This window comes from Kitasatospora sp. NPDC002543, from assembly GCF_053594915.1.
This window is the reverse complement of the sequence record NZ_JBSFWR010000057.1, coordinates 20,221-45,613: the sequence shown is the minus strand read 5'-3', so window position 1 is coordinate 45,613 and position 25,393 is coordinate 20,221. Positions and strand designations below refer to the sequence as shown.

The 25,393-nt window shown below is 71.8% G+C and carries 21 protein-coding genes and 3 tRNA genes; 20 read left to right on the top strand and 4 right to left on the bottom strand.

Translation table 11 applies throughout. The features are described from left to right. Nucleotides 1-2 precede the first annotated feature (2 nt). Nucleotides 3-140: a 50S ribosomal protein L34 gene (gene rpmH / locus ACWD4P_RS23215; RefSeq protein WP_030059672.1), complete on the bottom strand. Its 138-nt coding sequence runs from the start codon at nucleotides 138-140 to the stop codon at nucleotides 3-5. Nucleotides 141-494: 354 nt separating this feature from the next. Here rpmH and dnaA point away from each other — a divergent pair, with 354 nt between their 5' ends. From dnaA to ACWD4P_RS23145, 14 genes are all read left to right on the top strand, one after another. Further along, on the top strand, nucleotides 495-2,348 hold the full coding sequence (gene dnaA / locus ACWD4P_RS23210) for a chromosomal replication initiator protein DnaA (RefSeq protein WP_449780887.1): 1,854 nt from the start codon (nucleotides 495-497) through the stop codon (nucleotides 2,346-2,348). Nucleotides 2,349-3,349: 1,001 nt separating this feature from the next. Continuing rightward, nucleotides 3,350-4,480 (top strand): DNA polymerase III subunit beta, encoded by a 1,131-nt coding sequence (dnaN, locus tag ACWD4P_RS23205; RefSeq protein ID WP_359828058.1) that lies wholly within the window; start codon nucleotides 3,350-3,352, stop codon nucleotides 4,478-4,480. Nucleotides 4,481-4,651: 171 nt separating this feature from the next. Beyond that, nucleotides 4,652-5,527: a phosphogluconate dehydrogenase (NAD(+)-dependent, decarboxylating) gene (gnd, locus tag ACWD4P_RS23200; RefSeq protein WP_359828056.1), complete on the top strand. Its 876-nt coding sequence runs from the start codon at nucleotides 4,652-4,654 to the stop codon at nucleotides 5,525-5,527. A 41-nt stretch (nucleotides 5,528-5,568) separates the two neighbouring features. After that, nucleotides 5,569-6,702 carry a DNA replication/repair protein RecF gene (gene recF / locus ACWD4P_RS23195; RefSeq protein ID WP_359828054.1) on the top strand — a complete coding sequence of 378 codons (1,134 nt, stop codon included), beginning with the start codon at nucleotides 5,569-5,571 and terminating at the stop codon, nucleotides 6,700-6,702. A gap of 270 nt (nucleotides 6,703-6,972) precedes the next feature. Beyond that, complete coding sequence (locus tag ACWD4P_RS23190) at nucleotides 6,973-7,452, top strand: DUF721 domain-containing protein (protein ID WP_449780891.1); 480 nt, start codon at nucleotides 6,973-6,975, stop codon at nucleotides 7,450-7,452. 269 nt (nucleotides 7,453-7,721) lie between these two features. Next, nucleotides 7,722-9,737, top strand: a complete 2,016-nt coding sequence (gene gyrB, locus ACWD4P_RS23185; protein ID WP_359828052.1) for a DNA topoisomerase (ATP-hydrolyzing) subunit B — start codon at nucleotides 7,722-7,724, stop codon at nucleotides 9,735-9,737. A gap of 131 nt (nucleotides 9,738-9,868) precedes the next feature. Continuing rightward, a complete protein-coding gene (gene gyrA, locus ACWD4P_RS23180; RefSeq protein ID WP_449780890.1) occupies nucleotides 9,869-12,406 on the top strand; it encodes a DNA gyrase subunit A in 2,538 nt (845 codons plus the stop codon). A gap of 225 nt (nucleotides 12,407-12,631) precedes the next feature. Then, a complete protein-coding gene (locus ACWD4P_RS23175) occupies nucleotides 12,632-13,306 on the top strand; it encodes a DUF3566 domain-containing protein (protein WP_359828048.1) in 675 nt (224 codons plus the stop codon). Nucleotides 13,307-13,568: 262 nt separating this feature from the next. Further along, nucleotides 13,569-14,963 carry a class I SAM-dependent methyltransferase gene (locus ACWD4P_RS23170; protein ID WP_449780886.1) on the top strand — a complete coding sequence of 465 codons (1,395 nt, stop codon included), beginning with the start codon at nucleotides 13,569-13,571 and terminating at the stop codon, nucleotides 14,961-14,963. Nucleotides 14,964-14,979: 16 nt separating this feature from the next. Beyond that, nucleotides 14,980-15,056: transfer RNA gene (locus ACWD4P_RS23165), tRNA-Ile, on the top strand. Between the two features lie 102 nt (nucleotides 15,057-15,158). Further along, nucleotides 15,159-15,232, top strand: a tRNA-Ile gene (locus ACWD4P_RS23160). Between the two features lie 168 nt (nucleotides 15,233-15,400). Beyond that, nucleotides 15,401-15,763 (top strand): DUF6191 domain-containing protein, encoded by a 363-nt coding sequence (locus ACWD4P_RS23155; RefSeq protein ID WP_449780885.1) that lies wholly within the window; start codon nucleotides 15,401-15,403, stop codon nucleotides 15,761-15,763. Nucleotides 15,764-16,020: 257 nt separating this feature from the next. After that, the gene (locus tag ACWD4P_RS23150; RefSeq protein ID WP_014137031.1) at nucleotides 16,021-16,149 is read left to right on the top strand and encodes a DLW-39 family protein; all 129 of its coding nucleotides are present in this window, start codon (nucleotides 16,021-16,023) and stop codon (nucleotides 16,147-16,149) included. 186 nt (nucleotides 16,150-16,335) lie between these two features. Next, nucleotides 16,336-16,408: transfer RNA gene (locus ACWD4P_RS23145), tRNA-Ala, on the top strand. An 82-nt stretch (nucleotides 16,409-16,490) separates the two neighbouring features. Here ACWD4P_RS23145 and ACWD4P_RS23140 read toward each other — a convergent pair. Further along, a complete protein-coding gene (locus ACWD4P_RS23140) occupies nucleotides 16,491-17,216 on the bottom strand; it encodes a DUF5324 family protein (RefSeq protein ID WP_449780884.1) in 726 nt (241 codons plus the stop codon). Nucleotides 17,217-17,498: 282 nt separating this feature from the next. Here ACWD4P_RS23140 and ACWD4P_RS23135 point away from each other — a divergent pair, with 282 nt between their 5' ends. Continuing rightward, nucleotides 17,499-18,392 (top strand): rhomboid family intramembrane serine protease, encoded by an 894-nt coding sequence (locus tag ACWD4P_RS23135; RefSeq protein ID WP_449780883.1) that lies wholly within the window; start codon nucleotides 17,499-17,501, stop codon nucleotides 18,390-18,392. A gap of 374 nt (nucleotides 18,393-18,766) precedes the next feature. Here ACWD4P_RS23135 and crgA read toward each other — a convergent pair whose 3' ends face one another. Then, on the bottom strand, nucleotides 18,767-19,015 hold the full coding sequence (crgA, locus tag ACWD4P_RS23130) for a cell division protein CrgA (RefSeq protein WP_359828417.1): 249 nt from the start codon (nucleotides 19,013-19,015) through the stop codon (nucleotides 18,767-18,769). Nucleotides 19,016-19,182: 167 nt separating this feature from the next. Here crgA and ACWD4P_RS23125 point away from each other — a divergent pair, with 167 nt between their 5' ends. The 5 genes from ACWD4P_RS23125 (at nucleotide 19,183) to ACWD4P_RS23105 (ending at nucleotide 22,894) form a co-directional block, all read left to right on the top strand. Further along, the gene (locus ACWD4P_RS23125; protein ID WP_449780882.1) at nucleotides 19,183-19,947 is read left to right on the top strand and encodes a DUF881 domain-containing protein; all 765 of its coding nucleotides are present in this window, start codon (nucleotides 19,183-19,185) and stop codon (nucleotides 19,945-19,947) included. A 69-nt stretch (nucleotides 19,948-20,016) separates the two neighbouring features. Beyond that, on the top strand, nucleotides 20,017-20,196 hold the full coding sequence (locus ACWD4P_RS23120) for a hypothetical protein (protein WP_049656795.1): 180 nt from the start codon (nucleotides 20,017-20,019) through the stop codon (nucleotides 20,194-20,196). A 55-nt stretch (nucleotides 20,197-20,251) separates the two neighbouring features. Continuing rightward, a complete protein-coding gene (locus ACWD4P_RS23115; RefSeq protein ID WP_449780881.1) occupies nucleotides 20,252-20,917 on the top strand; it encodes an aminodeoxychorismate/anthranilate synthase component II in 666 nt (221 codons plus the stop codon). A 5-nt stretch (nucleotides 20,918-20,922) separates the two neighbouring features. Beyond that, complete coding sequence (locus tag ACWD4P_RS23110) at nucleotides 20,923-22,017, top strand: class E sortase (RefSeq protein ID WP_359828420.1); 1,095 nt, start codon at nucleotides 20,923-20,925, stop codon at nucleotides 22,015-22,017. Nucleotides 22,018-22,054: 37 nt separating this feature from the next. Beyond that, entirely contained in the window at nucleotides 22,055-22,894 is an 840-nt protein-coding gene (locus tag ACWD4P_RS23105; RefSeq protein WP_449780880.1) for a class E sortase, read from the top strand. Between the two features lie 143 nt (nucleotides 22,895-23,037). Here the strand turns inward: ACWD4P_RS23105 and pknB are convergent, their stop codons facing one another. Further along, nucleotides 23,038-25,155, bottom strand: coding sequence for a Stk1 family PASTA domain-containing Ser/Thr kinase (gene pknB / locus ACWD4P_RS23100; protein ID WP_449780879.1), 2,118 nt, complete (start codon nucleotides 25,153-25,155; stop codon nucleotides 23,038-23,040). Nucleotides 25,156-25,393 lie beyond the last annotated feature (238 nt).

The window sequence follows — 25,393 nt, the reverse complement described above, 5'->3', positions numbered from 1 at the left end:
GATCAGGCGGACAGGCTGGCGCGGCCCTTGCCACGGCGGGCGGCCAGGATGGCGCGGCCGGCGCGGGTACGCATACGCAGCCGGAAGCCGTGGGTCTTCGCGCGACGACGGTTGTTCGGCTGGAAGGTGCGCTTGCTCACTCGGGGGCTCCTGAGGTGAATCGTAGGATGACGGGGGGTCGCTTGGCCGTCACCGTGCGTCCGCGTGATCTCCCCTGATATCGGAAATCCGGCCCATCGCCCCAGTTCGGCTGGGGTCTGAGGCAATCCACGGCGCCCGTGCTGCGCGCCTTATGGAGCGGGTGGACCCGCGGACATGCGGCAGCGGCCATCGACAACTCGACCTGGTTACGGTACGCGGGACGGGGCGCGAGGGTCAAACCGGCCCGCTCCCGCCCGCCCTGCCCACAGCCTGTGGACAACGACTTGATCCCGCCCTGTTCGCTGACTACCGTTGCAGAACTTGTCTGGTTTGTTCTTGGAAAGCGTGCACCAGTGGCTGATGTCAACAGCGACCTCGTCCCGGTCTGGGCCAGGGTCGTCGAGCGGCTGGTCAGCGACCCCGATGTCGGGGAGATGGACAAGCAGTGGGTGCAGCGCACCCAGCCGATGTGGATGATGCACGACACCGCCCTGCTGGCGACCCCGAACGAGCGGGCCAAGCAGGTGCTGGAGGGCCGGCTGCTGCCGCAGCTGACCGAGGCCCTCAGCCGTGAGCTCAGCCGCCCGGTCCGGATCGCCGTGATGGTCGACGCCAACGCGGCGCCGACCTCCCCCGCACCCACCCCCCAGGCCCCCGCCGAGCCCTACCCGGGCCCGGACGAGGAGGACGGCCCCGACTACGGCGGCCAGGGCTACCAGCAGCCGTACGAACAGGGCCGCTCCTACGAGCAGGGGCAGCCGTACGAGCAGGGGCAGTACGAGCAGGACTACGAGCGCCCGCGCTACGACACCGGCGGCTACGAGCAGCGCCAGGCCCCGTACGGCGGCCCCGGCGGCGGTCCCGGCTGGCAGGGCTACCAGGAGCAGCCGCCCGCCTACCGCGACGCGGAGGAGCCCGCGCCCCGCCCGGCGCCGCGGCCCGTCCCCGGTCCGCCCGCGACCACCCAGGGCGACCTCTTCGGCGGTGCCTACGGCCCCGGCCCGAACGAGCAGCCCCGCACCGGCGCCGGCCGCCGGGCCGGCGGCTCCCGCCCCACCGGCGGACGCCCGGCCGAGAAGGCCGCCCCGGAGCGCTCCGCCGAGCGTCCCGGTGTCCCCGGGGTGCCCGCCCCGCCCGGCGCTCCCCCGGCCGGCGGCTCCCGCAAGGACGAGCCCGCCGCCCGACTGAACCCCAAGTACCTGTTCGACACCTTCGTCATCGGCGCCAGCAACCGCTTCGCGCACGCGGCGGCGGTGGCGGTCGCCGAGGCCCCCGCCAAGGCGTACAACCCGCTGTTCATCTACGGCGAGTCCGGGCTGGGCAAGACCCACCTGCTGCACGCCATCGGGCACTACTCGCGCAGTCTCTTCCCGGGCACCCGGGTGCGCTACGTGTCCTCGGAGGAGTTCACCAACGAGTTCATCAACTCGATCCGGGACGGCAAGGCGGACACCTTCCGCCGCCGCTACCGGGACATGGACATCCTGCTCGTGGACGACGTCCAGTTCCTCGCGAGCAAGGAGTCCACGCAGGAGGAGTTCTTCCACACCTTCAACACCCTGCACAACGCGAACAAGCAGATCGTCCTCTCCTCGGACCGGCCGCCCAAGCTGCTGACCACGCTGGAGGACCGGCTGCGCAACCGCTTCGAGTGGGGCCTGATCACCGACGTCACCCCGCCCGAGCTGGAGACCCGGATCGCGATCCTGCGCAAGAAGGCGATCCAGGAGCAACTCAACGCTCCCGCCGACGTGTTGGAGTTCATCGCGTCCCGGATCACCCGCAACATCCGGGAGTTGGAGGGCGCGCTGATCCGGGTCACCGCCTTCGCCAACCTCAACCGGGCCCCGGTGGACCTGGAGTTGGCGGGGATCGTCCTCAAGGACCTGATCCCGGGCGGGGACGAGGACGCCGGCCCGGAGATCACCGCGCAGGTCATCATGCAGCAGACCGCCGCCTACTTCGGCCTGGGTGTGGACGACCTCTGCGGCTCCTCGCGCAGCCGGGTGCTGGTGACGGCCCGGCAGATCGCGATGTACCTCTGCCGAGAGCTCACCGACCTCTCGCTGCCGAAGATCGGCGCGCAGTTCGGCGGCCGCGACCACACCACGGTGATGCACGCGGACCGCAAGATCCGCTCGCTGATGGCGGAGCGGCGCTCGATCTACAACCAGGTCACCGAACTCACCAACCGCATCAAGAGCTAGCGGGGTGCCGCGCGACGCGGTACCCGGGCCGGACAGGCCGCACCAGGGCCACCAGGGCCACCGAGCCCCTCGGGGGCCCCAGCAGAACCACCAGGGCGTCAGGAGCGAATCCTGACGCCCTTTCCCGTGCCCGCAGGTGTGCACCGCGCCCCGGCTGGGCAGGGATGCCGTCGACGGACGATCCGCCAGTCCACAGCCCGCGCCGAACAACTGACCGGTGATTCGAAAACCGGGGGCGCGCAAGGCCGTTGTCCACAGGACCGGCCCCTTCCCCACCGTCCACAGGTGGGTGCGTGCGGAGTTATCCAGAATTCGTCCACAGGCTCGTCGCCGCTACGCTCTTCCGCGCAGGTCAGGTGCCTGTGGACTTGTGCACAACCGTTATCCACAGGGTGTGGACAATTGACGGCCCGGCAGTGGGCCGTCCGGGTTGTCCACCGGTTGTCCCCAGGGGAGGGGAGGTTATCCCCAGGTTGTCCACAGCCCCGTCCACAGTTCGACAACCGTGAGCTGGCGTTCATACCCTGGTGTGAAAGGCGTCACGAAAAGTTGACCGGCGCCCGTGGATAACCGGGCCCGGATCTGGGGACAGCCCTGGGGATAACCTGTGGATACCGAGCGTGGCCTGTGGGTAACGCTCGGCTGTCCACAGCGCGGCCTGCCCGTCCACAGCCGCCGTCCACAGTCCCTGTGGACAAAATTCGGGCCCTGACCTGCGGAAACGGGGTTATCCACGGTTTCCACAGGCCCTACTACTACCACTACACATTTAGACCCCGGACTTGCTTTCAAAGTGGGTGGGCCCCGAATCTGTGGACAACCGGGCTCCGACAACCGTTCGGGTCGCTTCCGCCCGTCTGCCCCGTCTGTCGGCGGAGTACGTCAGACTGTCCTTGCGACTGGAAGCGGAGTGAGCGAGCTCGGTGGACAGCCGAACCGACGATCAAGATCAGACGAACCAGAGTGCGAGCGGGAGCGCTCGATCCAGGAGGCGGTTACCGGTGAAGTTCCGGGTGGAGCGTGACGTCCTCGCGGAGGCGGTGGCCTGGGCTGCCCGCAGCCTCCCGGCACGGCCGCCGGTGCCGGTGCTGGCCGGCCTGCTGCTGACCGCGCAGGAGGGCAGCCTGGCGCTGTCCGGCTTCGACTACGAGGTCTCGGCCCGGGTCGAGCTGGAGGCGGACGTCGAGGAGGCCGGCACCGTCCTGGTCTCCGGCCGGCTGCTGAACGACATCTCCCGCAACCTGCCCAACCGCCCGGTGGAGATCTCCACCGACGGCCAGCGGGTCAGCGTGGTCTGCGGCAGCTCCCGCTTCACCCTCCCCACCCTCCCGGTGGACGAGTACCCGGCGCTGCCCCAGATGCCGACCGCCACCGGCACCGTCTCCGGCGACGTCTTCGCCTCCGCCGTCAGCCAGGCCGCGGTCGCCGCCGGCCGGGACGACACCCTCCCGGTGCTCACCGGTGTCCGGGTCGAGATCGAGGGCGACCGGATCACCCTGGCCGCCACCGACCGCTACCGCTTCGCCGTCCGCGACCTGCTGTGGAAGCCCGAGCAGTCGGACATCTCCGCCGTCGCTCTGGTCCCCGCCAAGACCCTCCAGGACATCGCCAAGTCCCTGGGCAGCGGTGACAACGTCTCCATCGCGCTCTCCTCGGGCGGCGCGGGCGAGGGCCTGATCGGGTTCGAGGGCGCCGGCCGCCGGACCACCACCCGGCTGCTGGAGGGCGAGTTCCCCAAGTTCCGCAGCCTCTTCCCGACCGAGTTCAACGCGATCGCCGCGATCCAGACCCAGCCCTTCCTGGAGGCGCTCAAGCGCGTCTCGCTGGTCGCCGAGCGCAACACCCCGGTCCGCCTCAACTTCGAGGAGGGCGTGCTGACGCTGGAGGCCGGCTCGGGCGACGACGCCCAGGCCACCGAGCGGATCGAGGCCTCCCTGGAGGGTGACGCCATCTCGATCGCCTTCAACCCGGGCTACCTGGAGGAGGGCCTCAAGGCCATCGACTCCCCCTTCGCCCAGCTCAGCTTCACCACCCCAACCAAGCCCGCGCTGCTCAGCGGCAAGGTCTCGGTGGACGCCGAGGAGGACAAGGCCTACCAGTACCTGATCATGCCGGTCCGCCTCTCCGGCTGATCCCGCCGCGTCCGACCGTCCACAGGCTGTGCACACCCGCTGTGCACAGCCTGTGGACGTCTCCCCCGCCCGGCCCGACCGCAGACGGCCGGGCCCGCTCCAGCGCGTAGGCTCAAGGAGTGCGGCAACGGCGCCGCCGGCAGGCACGTCACCACAGGTAAGGACTTGGTCATGGAGCTCGGCCTCATCGGTCTCGGCAAGATGGGCGGCAACATGCGCGAGCGGATCCGCCGCGCCGGCCACACCGTCATCGGTTACGACCGCAACCCGGACATCTCCGACGTGGAGAGCCTGCAGGAGCTCGTCACCAAGCTCCAGGGCCCGCGCGTGGTCTGGGTCATGGTTCCCGCGGGTGCCGCCACCCAGGCGACCGTCGACGAGCTCGCCGAGCTGCTCTCCCCCGGCGACGTCGTGGTCGACGGCGGCAACTCCCGCTGGACCGACGACATCAAGCACGCCGAGACGCTCGCCGCCAAGGGCATCGGCTTCGTGGACTGCGGCGTCTCCGGCGGCGTCTGGGGCCTGGAGAACGGCTACGCGCTGATGTACGGCGGCGACGCCGAGCACGTCGCGAAGGCCCTGCCGGTCTTCGACGCCCTGAAGCCCGAGGGCGACTTCGGCTCGGTGCACGCGGGCGCCGTGGGCGCCGGCCACTTCGCCAAGATGGTCCACAACGGCATCGAGTACGCGATGATGCAGGCCTTCGCCGAGGGCTGGGAGCTGCTGGAGGCCGCCCCCGAGGTCACCGACGTGCGCGAGGTCTTCCGCAGCTGGCAGGAGGGCACCGTCATCCGCTCCTGGCTGCTGGACCTGGCCGTCCGCGCCCTGGACGACGACGAGCACCTGGACAAGCTGCGCGGCTGGGCCGCCGACTCCGGCGAGGGCCGCTGGACCGTCGAGGCCGCGATCGACCACGCCGTGCCGCTGCCGGCGATCACCGCCTCGCTGTTCGCCCGCTTCGCCTCCCGCCAGGAGGACTCCCCGCAGATGAAGATGATCGCCGCGCTGCGCAACCAGTTCGGCGGCCACGCGGTCGAGTCCAAGTAACCGGCAGGTTTTCCCCAAGAAGGCGGGCGCAGTCCACAGCCATGCACGTCGCGCATCTGTCGCTCGCCGACTTCCGGTCGTACGCCCGGGCCGAGGTTCCCCTCGACCCGGGCGTGACCGCCTTCGTCGGTCCGAACGGCCAGGGCAAGACCAACCTGGTCGAGGCGATCGGCTACGTCGCCACCCTGGGCAGCCACCGGGTGGCCACCGACGCCCCGCTGATCCGGCTGGGCGCCGAGCGGGCGGTGGTCCGCACCTCGGTGGTGGACCGCGGCCGGTCCACCCTGATCGAGCTGGAGCTCACCCCGGGCAAGGCCAACCGGGCCCGGATCAACCGCTCCGACAACGTCCGCCCGCGCGACGTGCTGGGCCTGCTGCGCACCGTGCTGTTCGCCCCCGAGGACCTCAGCCTGGTCAAGGGCGACCCGGGTGAGCGGCGGCGCTTCCTGGACGAGCTGCTGACCGCCCGGGCACCCCGGCTGGCCGGGGTGCGGCAGGACTACGAACGGGTGCTCAAGCAGCGCAACGCCCTGCTGAAGACGGCCGCGATGGCCCGCCGGGCCGGCGGCGGCAAGGGCGCCGACCTCTCCACCCTGGAGGTCTGGGACGGCCACCTGGCCCGCGCCGGAGCCGAGTTGACGGCCTTCCGGATCCAGCTGGTGGCCGCCCTGCAGCCGCTGGTGGCGGCCGCGTACGGGCAGCTGGCCCCCGGCGGCGGCGAGACCGCCCTGGAGTACCGCAGCTCCTTCGAGGGCGAGCTGCCGACCAGCCGCGAGCAGGCCGAGGAGCAGCTGCTGAACGCGCTGCAGGCGGTCCGCAAGCAGGAGGTCGACCGCGGCGTCACCCTGGTCGGTCCGCACCGCGACGAGCTGGTGCTCAAGCTCGGCCCGCTGCCCGCCAAGGGCTACGCCAGTCACGGCGAGTCCTGGTCGTTCGCGCTGGCGCTGCGGCTGGCCTCGTACGAGCTGCTGCGGGCCGACGGCGGTGAGCCGGTGCTGATCCTGGACGACGTGTTCGCCGAGCTGGACGCCGCCCGCCGGGACCGGCTGGCCGAGCTGGTGGCCGACGGCGAGCAGGTGCTGGTGACCGCGGCGGTCGCCGAGGACGTGCCGAAGGCGCTGGCCGGCGCCCGGTTCGCGGTCGCCGACGGCGCGGTGCGCCGGATCGACGCCTGACCCCCCTGCCTCCGTCCCCGGCCTCGGGGCACCCACCCCACCCACCCCGCACCCCGTACCACCGTCACCGCACCGTGCGCCCCGCCGCGGAGCGACGGTCCCGCCCGCTCCCGTAGGCTGGACGGCTCGGCGGGAGCGCGACCGCGACCGTTGTCCACAGGCTGGGGAAAGGAGATCGCCGTGAGCGAGCCGGCGGAGCACTCCCCCAGGGCCGGTGCCCCCAAGCCCGGATCCGCCGAGGCCGGCGTCCCCGCGCCGACCGGCGCCGACCTGGCCCGCTCGGCGCTGCGCGCGGCCCGGGCCAACGCCCGCCAGCGCGGCGAGCAGGTCCGGGAGAAGCGCGAGGCGAAGCGGCACGGCCTGCGCAGCGGCGCCCGCTCGGACGGCCGCGACCCGGTCCCGCTCGGCGCGGCGCTCAACCGGCTGCTGACCGAGCGCGGCTGGGAGTCCTCGGCCGCCGTCGGCGGGGTGATGGGCCGCTGGCCGCAGATCGTCGGCCCGGACATCTCCGCCCACTGCCACCCCTCCTCCTACGACGAGGCGGCCGCGGTGCTCACCGTGCAGTGCGACTCCACCGCCTGGGCCACCCAACTGCGCTGGCTGGCACGGCAGTTGGTGGCCCGTCTGAACCACGAGCTGGGGCACGGGACGGTCCGGACCATCAAGGTGCTCGGCCCGGCGGCGCCGGTCCGCGGCTACGGCCGGCTGCGCGCGCCGGGGAGCAAGGGGCCGGGCGACACCTGGGGCTGACCGGGACGCCGGACCGCGGCCGGGGGCACGGATCGGATGGCGATCTTCCGGAACCCCTGACAGCCCTGCCAGGCGCCCTGGGCCCCCCGGGCGAGTATCGGGACATGTCCAGAGGGGATTCAGGGCGGCATATCTGCCCTCAAGGGCTGCCAAACGCCCATCTCTGTCAGTCGTACCGGTAGACTGAAAGCCAAACACTGTTGCTAGTGGCAACCGAGTCGAAACGCTGTGGTCGCACGCCCGCCCGCACGGGGTGGGGGATGCGGCCCGTGCTGTGCCAGAGAGGGCGCTTCGTGGCCGATTCCGGCAACCCCAGCCAGACCCCAGACCAGTCCGAGCAGGCTTCCTACACCGGTAGCAACATCCAGGTGCTGGAAGGCCTCGACGCCGTCCGCAAGCGCCCCGGCATGTACATCGGTTCGACGGGCGAGCGCGGCCTGCACCACCTGGTGCAGGAGGTCGTGGACAACTCCGTCGACGAGGCGATGGCCGGGTACGCCGACACCATCGACGTCACGATCATGGCCGACGGAGCGATCCGCTGCGTCGACAACGGCCGAGGCATCCCGGTGGACATCGTCCCCGGCCAGGACAAGCCGGCCGTCGAGGTCGTGCTCACCGTCCTGCACGCCGGCGGCAAGTTCGGCGGCGGCGGCTACGCCGTCTCCGGCGGTCTGCACGGCGTAGGCGTCTCCGTGGTGAACGCGCTGTCCACCAGGCTCTCCGTGGAGATCCACAAGGACGGCCACATCTGGACCCAGGACTACAAGATGGGCGCGCCGACCGCCGCCCTGGTGAAGGGCGCGGAGACCGACCGCACCGGCACCACGGTCACCTTCTGGGCCGACGGCGACATCTTCGAGACCACCGTCTACTCCTTCGAGACGCTCTCCCGCCGCTTCCAGGAGATGGCCTTCCTCAACAAGGGCCTGTCCATCTCGCTGACCGACGAGCGCCCCGAGCACGCGGACGAGGACGGCAAGCCGCTCTCCGTCACGTACAAGTACGACGGCGGCATCGCCGACTTCGTCGCCCACCTCAACTCCCGCAAGGGCGAGGTCATCCACCCCTCGGTGATCGACTTCGAGGCGGAGGACAAGGACAAGGCGATCTCGGTGGAGATCGCGATGCAGTGGAACTCCTCCTACACCGAGGGGGTCTACAGCTTCGCGAACACCATCCACACCCACGGCGGCGGTACCCACGAGGAGGGCTTCCGCGCCGCGCTGACCGGCCTGGTCAACCGCTACGCGCGGGACAAGAAGCTGCTCCGCGAGAAGGACGACAACCTCTCCGGCGAGGACATCCGCGAGGGCCTGACCGCGATCATCTCGGTCAAGCTCGGCGAGCCGCAGTTCGAGGGTCAGACCAAGGACAAGCTCGGCAACACCGAGGCCAAGACCTTCGTCCAGAAGGTGGTCCACGAGCAGCTCAACGACTGGCTGGACCGCAATCCCAACGAGGCCGCGGACATCATCCGCAAGTCCATCCAGGCCGCCACCGCGCGCGTCGCCGCCCGCAAGGCCCGCGACCTGACCCGCCGCAAGGGCCTGCTGGAGTCCGCCTCGCTGCCGGGCAAGCTCTCGGACTGCCAGTCCAAGGACCCGTCCGAGTGCGAGATCTTCATCGTCGAGGGTGACTCCGCCGGCGGCTCGGCCAAGCAGGGCCGCGACCCGCGCACCCAGGCCATCCTGCCGATCCGCGGCAAGATCCTGAACGTCGAGAAGGCCCGGATCGACAAGGTCCTCCAGAACACCGAGGTCCAGGCGCTGATCTCGGCGTTCGGCTGCGGCATCCAGGAGGACTACGACGAGTCCAAGCTGCGGTACCACAAGATCGTCCTGATGGCCGACGCCGACGTCGACGGACAGCACATCCGCACCCTGCTGCTGACCCTGCTGTTCCGCTTCATGCGGCCGCTGGTCGAGTCCGGGTACGTCTACCTCGCCATGCCCCCGCTGTACAAGATCAAGTGGGGCAAGGACGACTTCGAGTACGCCTACTCCGACCGCGAGCGCGACGCGCTGATCGCCGCCGGGGTGGAGGCCGGGCGCCGGCTGCCCAAGGACGACGCGATCCAGCGCTTCAAGGGTCTCGGCGAGATGAACGCCGAGGAGCTCCGGGTCACCACCATGGACGCCGAGCACCGCCTGCTGCTCCAGGTCACCCTGGAGGACGCCGCCCGTGCCGACGAGCTGTTCTCCGTGCTGATGGGCGAGGACGTCGAGGCCCGCCGCTCCTTCATCCAGCGCAACGCCAAGGACGTCCGCTTCCTGGACGTGTGACGCCTGCACCCCAGGCTTCGTACGTTCCAGTCCGCGTGAAAGGAAACTGACCACCAGTGGTCGACGACAACCGTCCCGAAGGCGACCAGCCCGAGACCCCCGAGGCCGCCGAGGCCACCGTCCAGGCGACGATGCGGATCGAGCCGGTCGAGCTCGAGACCGAGATGCAGCGCTCGTACCTCGACTACGCGATGAGCGTGATCGTCAGCCGTGCGCTGCCCGAGGTCCGCGACGGCCTCAAGCCGGTGCACCGCCGCGTGCTCTACGCGATGTACGACGGCGGGTACCGCCCCGAGAAGGGCTACTACAAGTGCGCCCGCGTCGTCGGCGACGTCATGGGCAACTACCACCCGCACGGTGACACCTCGATCTACGACACCGTGGTCCGCCTGGCCCAGCCGTGGTCGCTGCGGATGCCGCTGGTGGACGGCAACGGCAACTTCGGCTCCCCGGGCAACGACCCGGCCGCGGCCATGCGCTACACCGAGTGCAAGCTGATGCCGCTGGCCATGGAGATGATGCGCGACATCGACGAGGAGACCGTCGACTTCGCGCCGAACTACGACGGCCGCTCGCAGGAGCCCACCGTCCTGCCCTCGCGCATCCCCAACCTGCTGGTCAACGGTGCCACCGGCATCGCGGTCGGCATGGCCACCAACATCCCGCCGCACAACCTGCGCGAGGTCGCCTCCGGCGCGCTCTGGTACCTGGAGAACCCCGAGGCCTCCGCCGAGGAGCTGCTGGAGGCCCTGATCGAGCGGATCAAGGGCCCCGACTTCCCGACCGGCGCGCTGATCGTCGGCCGCCGCGGGATCGACGACTACTACCGCACCGGCCGCGGCTCGGTCACCATGCGCGCCGTGGTCGAGGTCGAGGAGATCCAGGGCCGCCAGTGCCTGGTGATCACCGAGCTGCCGTACCAGGTCAACCCGGACAACCTCGCGCTGAAGATCGCCGACCTGGTGAAGGACGGCAAGATCGCCGGCATCGCCGACGTGCGCGACGAGTCCTCGTCCCGCACCGGCACCCGCCTGGTGGTCGTCCTCAAGCGCGACGCGGTCGCCAAGGTCGTGCTGAACAACCTGTACAAGCACACCGAGCTGCAGACCAACTTCGGTGCCAACATGCTGGCCCTGGTCGACGGCGTGCCGCGCACCCTGTCGCTGGACGCCTTCATCCGGCACTGGGTCAACCACCAGGTCGAGGTCATCGTCCGGCGGACCACCTTCCGCCTGCGCAAGGCCGAGGAGCGCGCCCACATCCTGCGCGCGCTGCTCAAGGCCCTGGACCTGATCGACGAGGTCATCGCGCTGATCCGGGCCTCGGCGAGCGCCGACGCCGCCCGCACCGGCCTGATGGGCCTGCTCGACATCGACGAGCTGCAGGCCAACGCCATCCTGGAGATGCAGCTGCGCCGCCTGGCCGCCCTGGAGCGCCAGCGGATCACGGACGAGCACGACGAGCTCCAGCGCAAGATCGACGAGTACAACGCGATCCTGGCCTCCCCGGTCCGCCAGCGGGAGATCATCTCCGAGGAGCTCGCCGCGATCGTCGAGAAGTACGGCGACGAGCGGCGCTCCACCCTCATCCCCTCCGACGGCGACCTCTCCATCGAGGACCTCATCGCCGAGGAGGACATCGTCGTCACGATCACCCGGGGCGGCTACGTCAAGCGGACCCGCTCCGACCTCTACCGCTCGCAGAAGCGCGGCGGCAAGGGCGTGCGCGGTGCCCAGCTGAAGCAGGACGACATCGTCGACCACTTCTTCGTGACGACGACCCACAACTGGATCCTGTTCTTCACCAACAAGGGCCGGGTCTACCGGGCCAAGGGCTACGAACTGCCGGACGCCGGGCGCGACGCCCGCGGCCAGCACGTGGCCAACCTGCTGGCCTTCCAGCCGGAGGAGCACATCACCCAGGTGATGGCCGTCCGCACCTACGAGGACAAGCCGTACCTGGTCCTCGCCACCCGGGCCGGCCTGGTGAAGAAGTCCGCGCTCAAGGACTACGACTCGCCGCGCTCCGGCGGCCTGATCGCGATCAACCTGCGCCAGGACGAGGAGGGCCAGGACGACGAGCTGATCGGCGCCGAGCTGGTCTCCGCCGAGGACGACCTGCTGCTCGTCTCCAAGAAGGCCCAGTCGATCCGCTTCACCGCGACCGACGACGCCCTGCGGCCCACCGGCCGCGCCACCTCCGGCGTCAAGGGCATGGCCTTCCGCGAGGACGACGAACTGCTGTCGATGAACGTGGTCCGTCCGGGGACCTACGTCTTCACCGCCACCGACGGCGGGTACGCCAAGCGCACCGGCGTGGACGAGTACCGTGTCCAGGGACGCGGCGGCTACGGCACCAAGGCGGCGAAGATCGTCGAGGGCCGGGGCTCGCTGGTCGGCGCGCTCGTGGTCGACGAATCCGACGAGATCATGGCGATCACCCTCTCGGGTGGGGTGATCCGCACGAGGGTTTCCGAGGTTCGTGAAACCGGACGTGACACCATGGGCGTCCAACTGATCAACCTCGGAAAGCGCGACGCGGTCGTGGGCATGGCCCGCAACGCGGAGGCCGAGGACGAGGAGACGGCGGAGGACGAGGTCGAGGGCACCGAGTCCACCGAGACGGCCGAGGGTACGGAGACGGTGGTCGACGGAGACGTCGAGGCCTGAACCGAACCGCAGACCGGTGGTGCCGCGTTCGGGTGACGGACGCGGCGCCACCGGACGCCGACCAGTTCCGGGCAATCCCGCCGGGCGCTGGATGACGACTGACGAAGCAGGGCGGCGCCGCCGTCCTGGCGGGAAGTGCGGGAGGACCAGGTGAGTGGAGCCACGGGTGCTGCGGGAGGGACCTCCGGCGGCCGTCCGGGCGCGCAGGGCGGGGGTTCGTACGGTGTGCCGCAGCCGCCGAACGAGCACCCGGCCGCGTCCACCTCGCTGATGCCACCGGTCGGCGGAGCGGGTCAGGGCGGTGCGACCTACGGGGGGCAGACGCCCGCGCCGCAGAGCGGCCAGGCCACCGGCTCGGGCGGCTTCTCGCAGCCGACCACGTACGCGAAGGGGCAGCCGACCCCGGCCCGGGGCACCCGGACCGCGGGGATCACCCCGCCCGGCGGCACCCCGGCAGGGGGCACCCCTGCCGCCGGGGCGGGCCGTCGGCCCGCCGGCGCCCCCGCGCCCGGCGGTGTCGGTCTCGGCCGGACCCGCAAGGCCCGGCTGCGGGTGACCAAGGTCGACCCGTGGTCCGTGATGAAGGTCAGCTTCCTGCTGTCGCTGGCCGTCGGCATCATCATCATCGTGGCCGCGGCCGTGCTGTGGATGACGCTGGACTCGCTCGGCGTCTTCGACTCGCTGACCAAGACCCTCAAGGACGTCACCGGCTCGGACAGCAGCGGCGGCCTCAACCTGATGGACTACGTCGGCTTCGGCAAGGTGATGACCTTCACCACGCTGATCGCCGTGGTCGACGTCGTCCTGCTGACCGCCCTGTCCACGCTCTCCGCGTTCATCTACAACGCGGCGGCCGGCTTCACCGGCGGCGTCGAGCTCACCCTGGCCGAGGAGGACTGATCCTGGCCGGATCCTGACGCTCGGTCAGCTTTCCGTCCGGGGACGGAATGTACGGGCCCCACCAGGCTGTTGCAGCCTGGTGGGGCCCGTCGGCATTTCGGGTGACAGCCGGCCGCCCGCGGCGTGCCACCCGGAAACCGGGCGGCCGCGGTGGGATTAGCTGGGTGCCACCCGTCCTGCGCCTGGGAGTGCCGTGGGCCGCCCCCGGTCCGCCCGACCGGGTCAGCTGAGGTTCCGCAGAACGACTGGACGGAGGCGCGCGGTGGCGAAGCTCGCAGGTCAACTGGTCGAGGCCCTGGAAGGGCTGTTGGGAGTCCCGGTACCGCTGCGGGTGCAGGCCTGGGACGGCAGCGCCGCCGGGCCGCCGGGCGGGCCCACCGTGGTCCTGCGCAACCGCCGGGCGCTGCGCCGGCTGGTCTGGCAGCCCGACGAACTGGGCATGGCCCGGGCCTACGTCGCGGGGGACCTCGAACTCGCCCCCGGCACCGACCTCTACGAGACGCTCTCCGCCGTCGCCCGCTTCGCCGAGCGGCCGGAGGTCCGCGCCCTGGCCCTCGGGCCGCGCGACGTGCTCGGGGCCAAGGGCCGCCGGGTGCTCGCCGCCGTGCTGCGGGCCGGGGCCGTCGGCCCGGAGCCCGAGCCGCCCCGCGAGGAGGTCCGCAGGGCCTCCGGGCGGCTGCACAGCCGCAGCCGGGACCGCGCGGCCATCAGCCACCACTACGACGTCGGGAACGACTTCTACCGGCTCGTGCTGGGCTCCTCGATGGTCTACTCGTGCGCCTACTGGACGCCCGAGGCGAAGAGCCTGGAGGCCGCCCAGGAGGCCAAGCTCGACCTGATCTGCCGCAAGCTCGGCCTGCGCCCCGGGATGCGCCTGCTGGACGTCGGCTGCGGCTGGGGCTCGCTGCTGCTGCACGCGGCGAAGCACTACGGGGTCACCGCGGTCGGCGTCTCCATCTCCCGGGAGCAGGTCGCGCTGGCCCGCGCCCGGGTCGAGGAGGCCGGGCTGTCCGACCAGGTCGAGGTCCGGCTCCAGGACTACCGGGAGGTCGCCGACGGGCCCTTCGACGCGATCTCCAGCGTCGGGATGGCCGAGCACGTCGGCTCCGAGCAGTACCGGGTCTACGCCGAGGGCCTGTACCGGCTGCTGGTGCCCGGCGGCCGGCTGCTCAACCACCAGATCGCCCGCCGCCCCGACCTCCCCGGCGAGCGGCACCGCACCAGCCCCTTCATCGACCGCTACGTCTTCCCGGACGGCGAGCTCTCCCCCGTCGGATCCACGGTGGCCCGGCTGGAGGAGGCGGGCTTCGAGGTCCGGGACGTCGAGTCGCTGCGCGAGCACTACGGGCTGACCCTGCGCGAGTGGGTGGCCAACCTGGAGGCGCACTGGACGGAGGCGGTCCGGCTGGTCGGCCGCGGCCGGGCCCGGGTCTGGCGGCTGTACATGGCGGCCTCCGCGCTCGCCTTCGAGCAGAACCGGATCGGGATCAACCAGGTCCTCGCCGTCCGCAGCACCGAGGAGGGCTCGGCGGGCCTGCCGCCGACCCGCGAGGAGTGGCTGCTGCGCCCCTCCACCGGTGTGCCGCAGCTGGTCGCGGGGGGTGCCGCCGAGGCCCCGGCCGACCCGGATTTGGGAGATCGGCCGTCGGTCCGCTAATCTTTCAGTGCGGCAAGGGCCTATAGCTCAGACGGTTAGAGCGCTTCCCTGATAAGGAAGAGGCCACAGGTTCAAGTCCTGTTAGGCCCACCACCGCGAAGGGCCCGGAGTGATCCACTCCGGGCCCTTCGACAGTTCCTGGGATCGGGCGGGGCCGGGCACCGGCCGGAATCCGGTACGATCTCTGTTCGGTGAGGGCCTATAGCTCAGACGGTTAGAGCGCTTCCCTGATAAGGAAGAGGCCACAGGTTCAAGTCCTGTTAGGCCCACCTCCCCGAAGGGCCCGGAGTGATCCACTCCGGGCCCTTCGGCGTTTCCCGCCCGGGTCCCCGCCCGGTTCCGCCCCCGTTCCGCGCCGCGGTCCCGCCGCCGGACCGGGAACCGCCCGCCCGCCCCCGCGGTTCTCCGGGGAGGGACGGTGAAGGGTCGGTGACGGCATGGCGGTGTTGTGGGCGATGAGCATCCCCGGACTGGTCTGCGCGCTGGTGGTGCTGGCGGCGCTCGACCAGCTGGCCCTGCGGGCGGGCCGAGCCCGCTGGGTGCCCTGGCGGGGGACCGGCCGGGAGGGGCAGATCTCGGCCACCGGGTTCGAGCAGCTGCACGCGCAGTTCGCCGCGGGCAAGCAGCACGAGCTGGACGAACGCGGCAGCACCCTGATGCTGCGGGACGAGGAGGGCGAGGGGGCGCCACCGCGGACCAGGGTGGACCTGGCGGGCGGCACGGCCGTGGTGGTGGTGCCGGGCCGCCCGGCGGAGGAGCCCGCGCACGGCCCGGCGGAGGGCCCCGCGGACCGGGCCTGACCGCCGTGCGCGGCGGGGCCCGTGCGCGGCCGGGCCGCCCGGCAGGAGGTGCGGCGTCAATCCTGGGACCGGACCGCCGGGTTGGCCGTACCGGTGGCTGGTCACGATTGGGACACCGGTGTGTATCATCGGCCGCAAGGGCAGTCTGGTACTCGGCCGCCCATTCGCGCTCGAAACACAACTGGACTCGTCGGCCCGGTCACTCCGGCCGGATCCGGCTCTTGAGTCCACCAACGCAAGAAGGACGAGGTCCCGCGGTGAAGAAGCTTCTCCTGGTCGCCCTGGTCGCCCTCGGCGGCTTCTTTGTCTACCGTCAGGTCCAGGCGGACCGCGCCGAGCAGGACCTGTGGACCGAGGCCACCGACCCGGTCCCGGCCGGTCGCTGAACGCCCGGCGATCTGACGATCGACGAACTCCGGAGGCGCCCGTCGGCGCTTCCAGGGCCGGCCGGCCCGGTCGACGGACCGGACCGGCCGAGCTCGTGGAACGGCACCGTTCCGGGGGGACGGCGCTGGGAATCGCGCCGGAAACCGGTACGCTAGTGCCCGTTGGCACGCGCGCGGTGCCGTCGAGGGGCATTAGCTCAGTTGGTAGAGCGCTGCCTTTGCAAGGCAGATGTCAGGAGTTCGAGTCTCCTATGCTCCACAGTTCGCAGCGGTAGCCGATGGGCCGCCGACCAGGATCCTGGTCGGCGGCCCATCGGCGTTCCCGGGCACGTCCGTCGCGGTCAGCGCGGCCCGGGGCCGTCGTTCCCGGCGACCGGGCCGTCGTTCTCGGGCGCCGGCTCACCGGCGGTGTCCGGGCCGGAGCCGTTCACCGGGGCGGAGGCGGCGTGCGCGCCGGCCGGCCGGGACTCCTGCGGGGCCGGCGGCTCGACCAGCCACTCCGGGTTGCTGTGCCGGCGCCACCACTGCCAGGCCAGGACACCGCCGCCGATGGCCAGCAGGCCGGCCACGGCGAGGCCGGTGGACAGCCGGTTGCAGCGCTCCTTCCTGGCGTTCCGGGCGGCCAGCTCGCTGATCTCGGCCGAGCTGACGTTGCCGTGGAGGGCGGTCAGCGCGGCGGCGCCGCGGGCCTGGGCCTCCTGGGCGACCGGGACGACGGTGGCGCGGGCCTCCTCGACCGCCTGGGCGACCCTGGGGCCCACGCTGGCCCGGGCCTGGTCCGCTGCCCGGGTGGCGGACAGACGGGCCGCCAGGGCGGCCTCCTGGGCCCGGTGAAGGGCCTTCAGGGCGTTCTGCTGGGCCTCCGGCGACAGATTGGCGAAGGCCTGGCCGAACTGCGGGGCGAGGTGCCTGTCGTACTGGTCGCGGAGGTTGTGCGCGGCCAGCGCGGCCTTCGGACCGAAGGCGTCCAAGGCGGGGCCGAGGCGCTGCTTGGCGCTGTCCGCGAACTGTGCGGCGGTGTCCCGGGTCCTGGTGGCCGTCTCTCGGGCCGAATCCGAAAAGCTCACGAGTTCTCTCCTCCTGGGTGGCGTCCTTTATGCACATATCCACCTGAATGCTGATCATGCATCCTGATTTGTCCAAGGGCATCCGGGGTGGGCCGTACGCGGGCCCCGGCGGGCGGCGGGGCCGGGTGCGGCGGGGGCCGGGGACGGCCGGACACGGGGCCCCGCGGGGGCGCGGAGCGCGGGAACGGAGTGGAGCCGGACGTGGGGGAGCGGGGCCGTGGGCGGGGGCGCGGCAGTAGGCTGGCGGTTTCGGAGGTCGTGTACGGGAAGGGGACCCCGCTGATGCTCCCGGACGAGCCGCGCCCGTCGGTCGATCCGTCCCCGGAGGCCGGTCCGCCCGGCTGCTACCGGCACCCGCAGACCCCCACCGGGGTCTCCTGCACCCGCTGCGAGCGGCCGATCTGCCCCCGGTGCATGGTGACCGCCTCGGTGGGCTTCCAGTGCCCGGAGTGCGTCGGTGAGGGCCACGCCGGGTCGCGGCAGGCGACCACCCGGTTCGGCGGCGCCCTGGCCGCCGACGGCGGGCTGGTGACCCGGCTGCTGATCGGCCTCAACGTCGTGGTCTGGGTGCTGGCGGCCTACGTGCTCACCCCCAGGCTGGGCCAGACCTGGTCGCTGTTCAGCGCGGGGAGCGACATCCTCGGCGGCCCGGCGGGCATCGCCGACGGCCCGGACCAGTGGTACCGGCTGCTGACCGCCACCTTCCTGCACCTGGAGTGGTGGCACGTCGGGATGAACATGCTGGTGCTGTTCTGGCTCGGCCCCGCGCTGGAGCAGGCGCTCGGGCGGCTGCGGTTCCTGGCCCTCTACCTGGTCTCCGGCCTGGGCGGCAGCACCTTCGCCTTCCTGGTGGCCGGCGACTGGATGAACTCGGTGGGCGCCTCCGGGGCGGTCTTCGGGCTGATCGGCGCCACGATCGTGATGCAGTTGCGGAACCGGGGCCCGATCGCCCCGGCGATGGCGTTCCTGGTCTTCAACCTGATCGTCACCTTCTCCCGCCCGGGCATCGACTGGCGGGCGCACGTCGGCGGCCTGGTGCTCGGCTCGCTGACCGCGGCCGGCCTGATGTACGCCCCGCGCGAGCGGCGCGGCGCGGTGCAGGCACTGGCGGTGGCGGGCGCGGTGGCGGTCGAGGCGGGGATGCTGCTGGTCGGGATGTCCCTCTACGGGGCCTGACCCTTCGGACGGTTGTCCACAGCGGGTGCGGGGTTGTGCACAGGCTGTGCGTCCACCCGGTTGTGGACTGCTGTTCTACGCGTGTCCTGCTGTGCGGTTCCCGCGCCTCCGGGGAGTTGTGCACAGCTGTGGACGGCCCCGTGCGGAAAAGTTATCCACAGGGTGGGGGGACTTTTCCCCAGTGTGGATAACCATGTGGATAAGCGGGTGGTCCGATGGTGGGGACAACCGACCGGCTGCCCTCCCGGTCGGCCCCGCTCCGGCTCCGTCCGGGCTCGTCCCCCGGCCGCGGGCACGCCTGACCGCCGCCCCGGGACGAGCGATCCGGAGCGGCGGAGAACGGCTCGGTGAGGAGCCTCAGGACGGGCGGGCCGTCACTTCCACTGGGTGGAGACGCCGAACCCCGCGGCGATGAAGCCGAAGCCCACCAGGATGTTCCAGTTCCGCCAGTCCTCGACCGGGTAGCTGCCGCTGGTCACGTAGTAGGTGACGATCCACACCAGGCCGACCAGGAACAGCGCGAGCATCAGCGGAGCGACCCACCCGCGGCCCGAACTGATCTTCACCGCAGCCGTCGTCGGCGGGGTGTAGTCGGACTTCTTGCGGAGTCGAGACTTCGGCACGAGGAGCTCTCCTGTCGATGCGCTGTGAGACCGCGCGGGGTGCAGCGGGTGGAATCGGCCGCGGTCGCCGTGGAGAAACGTCCTGGGACCGCTCCGCCACACGCCACCGGCGTCCGTTAGCGTAGTGGCTCGGCGGGTCTTGAGGAGATAAGGGTACGGTGACTAATTTGTCGATTCCCCCTGAGCCGGCCCGTACCCGTCGCTCCGGCACCCGAATTGTCGGCCGTGCCCTGACCTGCGCCGTGTTCGCGCTCGCCGGGCTGCTCTTCTACATCAGCGCCCAGACCGCCCGCGGCACCGACCTGCGGACCGACAACTCGCTGCTCAGCCTCGGCGACGTGATCCGCCAGCGCAGCGCGCAGAACCAGCAGGCGCAGTCCCAGCTCGCCGACCTCCAGACCCGCGCCCAGCAGCTCACCGAGCAGCAGGGCCACGACCCCGCCGACGCCGCGCAGCTGGACGGCCTGCGCTCCGGCGCCGCCCTGGAGCCGCTCCAGGGCGGCGGCCTGACCGTCACCCTCAACGACGCCCCGCCGAACGCCACCGCGCGCATCCCCGGGGTGCCCGAGCCCGGCGTCAACGACCTGGTCATCCACCAGCAGGACATCCAGGCCGTGGTCAACGCGCTGTGGCGGGGCGGCGCCGAGGGCGTGCAGGTGATGGACCAGCGGCTGATCTCCACCAGCGCCGTCCGCTGCGTCGGCAACACCCTGCTGCTCCAGGGCCGGGTCTACTCCCCGCCCTACGTGGTCAAGGCGGTCGGGAAGACCGACGCCCTGCGCTCGACCGTCGAGACGGACCCGACGATCCGCAACTACCTCCAGTACGTCCAGGCGTACGGGCTGGGCTGGAAGGTCCAGGAGAGCGGGGACCTGACCCTGCCCGGCTACTCCGGCACCACCGAGCTGCGCTCGGCGGGCGGGCAGCAGTAGCGGACCGGCCCCGCGGCCGAACCCGGCGGGTCTACTCTTTAACCCAGTCCGCTACGTCGAGGGAGCACCATGTACGGCTGGATCTGGCGTCACCTCCCGGGGAACACCCTGGTCCGGGCCGTCATCTCGCTGCTCCTCGTGCTGGGGATCGTCTACCTCCTCTTCACCTACGTCTTCCCGTGGGCGGAACCGCTGCTCCCCTTCGGCGACGTCACAGTGGACGGCGGCGACGGCGCCGCGACCGGCTGAGCCGGCGGGCCCGGCACTCCCTTCCCGCACCGCATCCCACGGAGACCACGCGCGCATGACGACCCGGCCCAGCACCCCGCCCCGCATCCTGGTGGTGGACAACTACGACAGCTTCGTCTTCAACCTGGTCCAGTACCTGTACCAGCTGGGCGCCACCTGCGAGGTGGTGCGCAACGACGAGGTGACGGTCGAGCACGCCGTCCGCCGCTCCGGGGAGGAGGGCTTCGACGGAGTGCTGCTCTCCCCCGGGCCCGGCGCCCCGGAGGAGGCCGGGGTCTGCATCGAGATGGTGCACCACTGCGCGCGGATCGGGCTCCCGGTGTTCGGCGTCTGCCTGGGCCTCCAGTCGATCGCGGCCGCCTACGGCGCGGTGGTCGGCCGGGCGCCCGAGCTGCTGCACGGCAAGACCTCGCCGGTCGAGCACGAGGACGGCGGGGTCTTCGCGGGCCTCCCCTCGCCGCTGACCGCGACCCGGTACCACTCGCTGGCGGTCGAACCGGCCACCGTGCCGGCCGAGCTGGTGGTCACCGCCCGCACCGGCAGCGGTGTGATCATGGGCCTGAGGCACCGTGAACTCCCGGTCGAGGGCGTGCAGTTCCACCCCGAGTCGGTGCTCACCGAGGGCGGTCACCGGATGCTTGCCAACTGGCTCGCGGAGTGCGGCTTCCCGCAGGCGGTCGACCGGTCGGCCGGGCTCGCCCCGGTGATCGGCCGGGGCTGACCGGCGTGACCGCGCTGCGTCCGGAGCGGCGCTTCCAGCCGGAGACGGACCCGTACGGCACCGTGCGGCAGTACGGCGGCCCCGGCCACCCGGGCCGGGAACACGGCACCGACGGCGCCCCGTACCCGGTGCAGGCCGTGCCCGAGGACGCCTGGGGCGTGTACGAGCAGGCCCAGGAGCCCCTCGTGGACGGGCCCGAGTACCCCTGGCTGCCCGACCAGACCCTCCAGCTGCGGCTGCCCCCGGACATCGGCGCGCCGGCCGGCGAACCGGCCCCCACCGGCGGCCGGGCCGAGCGCCGCCGCGCCGCCCAGGGCCGCACCTCGCTGCGCTCCGGCAACGGCCGGCGCCGGGCGAACGGCCGTGCCGCCGGGCGGGTGCGCCCCAAGGAGTCCCTGCTCGTGGTGGCCGCCCGGGGCGTCGGCGAGCTGTGCATCTCGCTCGGCCTGGTCATGCTGCTCTTCGTCGCGTACCAGCTCTGGTGGACCAACGTGCAGGCCGACGCGGCCGCCGACGGGGCCCGCAACCGGCTGGAGCAGCAGTTCGACGCGGTTGCCCCGCCCGTCCAGCCGGGGCAGCCGGGGCAGCCGGCGCCGGCCGCCCCGGACAAGCCCGAGGTGTTCGAGCCCGGCAAGGGCTTCGCCATCATCTACCTGCCCAAGCTGGGGCTGAAGTTCCCGATCGCCGAGGGCACCTCCAAGCCGTCGGTGCTCGACAAGGGCCTGGTCGGCCACTACGCCAACACCGGGATGCCGGGCGACAAGGCGGGCAACTTCGCGCTGGCCGCCCACCGCAACACCCACGGCGAGCCGTTCCGGTACATCAACGAGCTCGGCAAGGGCGACAAGATCGTGGTGGAGACCGCCGCGGGCTACTACACCTACGAGGTCACCGGGGGGATCCCGGAGACCTCCCCCAACAACGTCAGCGTGATCAAGCCGGTGCCGAACGGCGCCGGGTACGCCGGGCCCGGCCGCTACATCACGCTCACCACGTGCACCCCGGAGTTCACTTCCAAGTTCCGTCTCATCGTCTTTGGCAAGATGATCGAGGAACGGCCGCGTGCCCAGGGCAAGCCGGCCGCGATCACGGGCGGGTAGCCGCCCGGCCGCCCGGCCCGGAGGGGGAGCACCGCAGATGCAGGACGAGACCGCGCAGTCGGCCGAACCGGCGCAGGAGGCCTTCCGCCCGCCCGAGCCGCGGGCCGGGCGGGGCCGGAACCGGGCGCTGGCCGCGCTCGGGGTCTTCGGCGAGCTGCTGATCACCCTGGGCCTGGTGCTCGGCCTGTTCGTGGCCTACTCGCTGTGGTGGACCAACGTGCAGGCGGACCGCTCCGCCTCGCAGGCCGCCGACCGGCTGCGCAGCAGCTGGGCCGCGGGGCCGACCCCGGGCCCCTCGGGGTCCCCCGGCCCCGCCCCGGCCCCCGGAGCCTCCGGCACGCCCGGAGACCCGGGTGCCCCCGGCGCCGTGCCGAAGCAGTTCGCGGCCGGGGACGACGTCGGCTTCCTGCACGTCCCGGCGATGGGCCGGGACTACCAGGTGCTGATCCGGATGGGCACCTCCACCGAGGTCCTGGACGAGGGCGTCGCGGGCGTCTACGAGCAGCCGTACAAGGCCGCGATGCCGTGGGACCCGCAGGGCAACTTCGCGCTGGCCGCCCACCGGGACGGCCACGGAGCCAAGTTCCACGACCTGGACGCCGTCCACCGGGGCGACGCGGTCGTGGTCGAGACCCGGGACAAGTGGTACGTCTACCAGGTCGACGCGACCCTGGCGGAGACGTCCAAGTACGACACCGGCATCGTGGCGCCCGTTCCGGCCCGTTCCGGCTACGCCGGGCCCGGCCGGTACATCACCCTGACCACCTGCACGCCGGTGTACACCTCGCGCTACCGGATGGCCGTCTGGGGCAGCCTGGTGCGGGTGGACGACATGGACGCCAAGCGCACCCCGCCGCCGGAGCTGCGCCGCTCCTGAGGCCGCCGTACGGCCCTGGGGAGGGGGCCGGGCACGGAAATGCCCGAGGGCCCGCCGCGGACATCGCGGCGGGCCCTCGGGCGTGCTGGGGAGTTACCCGGGCCCCTCCCCCGGTTCAGCCGAACCAGGGGAATATCGGGGGCCTAGTGGTCCCCTTTGGGGGGTGTGGTGGTGGGGTCGCCCCCTTTGGTCGGCTCCGCCGCCTTGGTGTACAGCTGGATCTGGCTGTTCGGGTCGACCAGGGTGCCGGCCGGCGGGTTGCTCTGCTGCACGGTGGCGTTCGGGTCCGCGGGGCCGCTGACCACGACGTAGGTCAGGCCCAGCGCCTTCAGCTGGTCCGCGGCGGCGCCCAGCTTGACGTTCGCCAGCGGCGGGATCTGGGGCTTGTCCTGCGCCTTGTAGACGACCAGCGTGATCTTGGTGTTGGCCGGGGCCTTGGTGTTGGCCGGGACCGACTGCGAGGCGATGGTGTTGACCTTGCTCGGGTCCGGGGCCGGCGTGGTCTTCGAGACGTCCACCTGGAAGCCGAGGCCCTGGAGGGTGGCCTGGGCGTCCTCCTTCTGGGAGCCGACCACGTTCGGGACGGTCACCTTGGCCTTGCCCTGCGACACGGTCAGCTTGATCGCCGTGCCCGGGTCGACGGCCGCGTTGGCCGCCGGGTCCTGGGCGGTGACGGTGTCCTGCGCGGCGTTGTCGTCGTCCTTGTACTCGGTGGTCACGTTGGTGAAGCCGAGGTCGGCGAGCGCCTTGGTGGCCTGGTCCTTCGGCTTGCCGACCACGCTCGGGACCTGCGCCTTGGCCGGGCCCGAGGAGATCTGCACCGTGATGGTGGAGTCCTCGGCGACCTGGGTGCCGACCGCCGGGGTCTGGACGCAGACCTGGTCCTTCTTGATGTTGGTGTCCGGGCAGGCGATCTTCTCGCCCTCGGCCACCACGAGCTTGGGACCGGCCGCGGCGGCGGCGGTCTTGGCCTCGGCCAGGGTCTTGCCGACCAGGCCCGGGGCGGTGACCTTCGCGGTCTCCTTCTTGTCGTTGCCGAACATCGCCTGGGCGACGAAGAAGGTGCCGACCAGGACCAGCACGGCGGCCACCGCCAGCACGATCCAGGAGGTGTTGCTCTTCTTCGGCGGGTCCTCGCCCCGGCGGCCGCCGCGGCCGTAGCCGTCGTCGTAGCCGTCGTTGCCGCCGCCCGCGGCACCGGCGTAGGTCTGGCCGTAGCCGTCGTCCTGGTAGCCGCCCTGCTGCCCGTAGCCGGGCTGCCCGGAGGCCTGCGGCAGGACGGTGGTCGGGCCGCCGCCGGGCTGCTGCGGCAGCACGTTGGTCTGGCCGTACGGGTCGTGCTGCTGCGGGTAGCCGTTCTGGTCGTAGCCGTACCCGGCCGCGCCCATGCCGTACGCGGCCTGCTGGGCGGCGGCCACCGGCAGGCCGTCGAGGAAGCGCTCGATGTCGTCGCGCATCTCGTCGGCGGTCTGGTAGCGGTAGTCGCGGTCCTTGGCGAGCGCCTTCAGCACGATCGCGTCGACCTCGGGGCGCACCTCGGGGTCGAAGACGGACGGCGGCTGCGCCTCCTCCCGGACGTGCTGGTAGGCCACCGCGACCGGCGAGTCGCCGACGAACGGCGGGCGGACGGTCAGCAGCTCGTAGAGCAGGCAGCCGGTGGAGTACAGGTCGGAGCGGGCGTCGACCTGCTCGCCCTTGGCCTGCTCGGGGGAGAGGTACTGGGCGGTGCCGATGACGGCGGAGGTCTGCGTCATGGTCATCCCGGCGTCACCCATCGCACGGGCGATGCCGAAGTCCATGACCTTGACGTTGCCCTGCCGGGTCAGCATCACGTTGGCCGGCTTGATGTCGCGGTGCACGATGCCGGCCCGGTGCGAGTACTCCAGGGCCTGGAGGATGCCGATGGTCATCTCCAGCGCGCGCTCGGGCAGCAGCCGGCGGCCGGAGTGCAGCAGCTCGCGCAGCGTGGACCCCTCGACGTACTCCATCACGATGTACGGGATGGAGATGCCGTCGATGTAGTCCTCGCCGGTGTCGTACACGGCGACGATCGCGGGGTGGTTCAGGGACGCCGCCGACTGCGCCTCGCGGCGGAACCGGGCCTGGAACGACGGATCCCGGGCCATGTCGGCCCGGAGCGTCTTCACTGCGACGGAGCGGCCGAGCCGGGTGTCATGGGCGAGGTACACCTCGGCCATGCCGCCGCGTCCGAGGACGCCGCCGAGCTCGTACCTGCCGCCGAGGCGACGAGGCTCTTCCATAGTTCCGACCCTCTCCCTCACCCGCCGGTGAGGTTGTGACGTAGGTGTCCCCGCACGCTCTGGGTGACGCCGCGCGGTCCGCGACCGGTTCTCCGGCCGGGCCGTGCGGTGCCTCGCGGGCGGCAACGGGCACACCCGCTGCTGGCGGATACGCTACCGGTCGGACCGCATCGGACCGGAGTCAGCCGTCGGCCGATATCAGACCGGTATCCGGACGGGGCTGCCGATCGTGACGTTC

What these genes read in the sequence shown, in the direction of transcription:
- gnd (WP_359828056.1), top strand. Translation starts at nt 4,652, where the DNA reads ATGGAGCTCGGCCTCATCGGTCTCGGCAAGATGGGCGGCAACATGCGC.
- recF (WP_359828054.1), top strand. Translation starts at nt 5,569, where the DNA reads ATGCACGTCGCGCATCTGTCGCTCGCCGACTTCCGGTCGTACGCCCGG.
- gyrA (WP_449780890.1), top strand. Translation starts at nt 9,869, where the DNA reads ATGCGGATCGAGCCGGTCGAGCTCGAGACCGAGATGCAGCGCTCGTAC.
- ACWD4P_RS23155 (WP_449780885.1), top strand. Translation starts at nt 15,401, where the DNA reads ATGGCGGTGTTGTGGGCGATGAGCATCCCCGGACTGGTCTGCGCGCTG.
- ACWD4P_RS23135 (WP_449780883.1), top strand. Translation starts at nt 17,499, where the DNA reads ATGCTCCCGGACGAGCCGCGCCCGTCGGTCGATCCGTCCCCGGAGGCC.
- ACWD4P_RS23120 (WP_049656795.1), top strand. Translation starts at nt 20,017, where the DNA reads ATGTACGGCTGGATCTGGCGTCACCTCCCGGGGAACACCCTGGTCCGG.
- ACWD4P_RS23115 (WP_449780881.1), top strand. Translation starts at nt 20,252, where the DNA reads ATGACGACCCGGCCCAGCACCCCGCCCCGCATCCTGGTGGTGGACAAC.
- ACWD4P_RS23105 (WP_449780880.1), top strand. Translation starts at nt 22,055, where the DNA reads ATGCAGGACGAGACCGCGCAGTCGGCCGAACCGGCGCAGGAGGCCTTC.
- pknB (WP_449780879.1), bottom strand. Translation starts at nt 25,155, where the DNA reads ATGGAAGAGCCTCGTCGCCTCGGCGGCAGGTACGAGCTCGGCGGCGTC.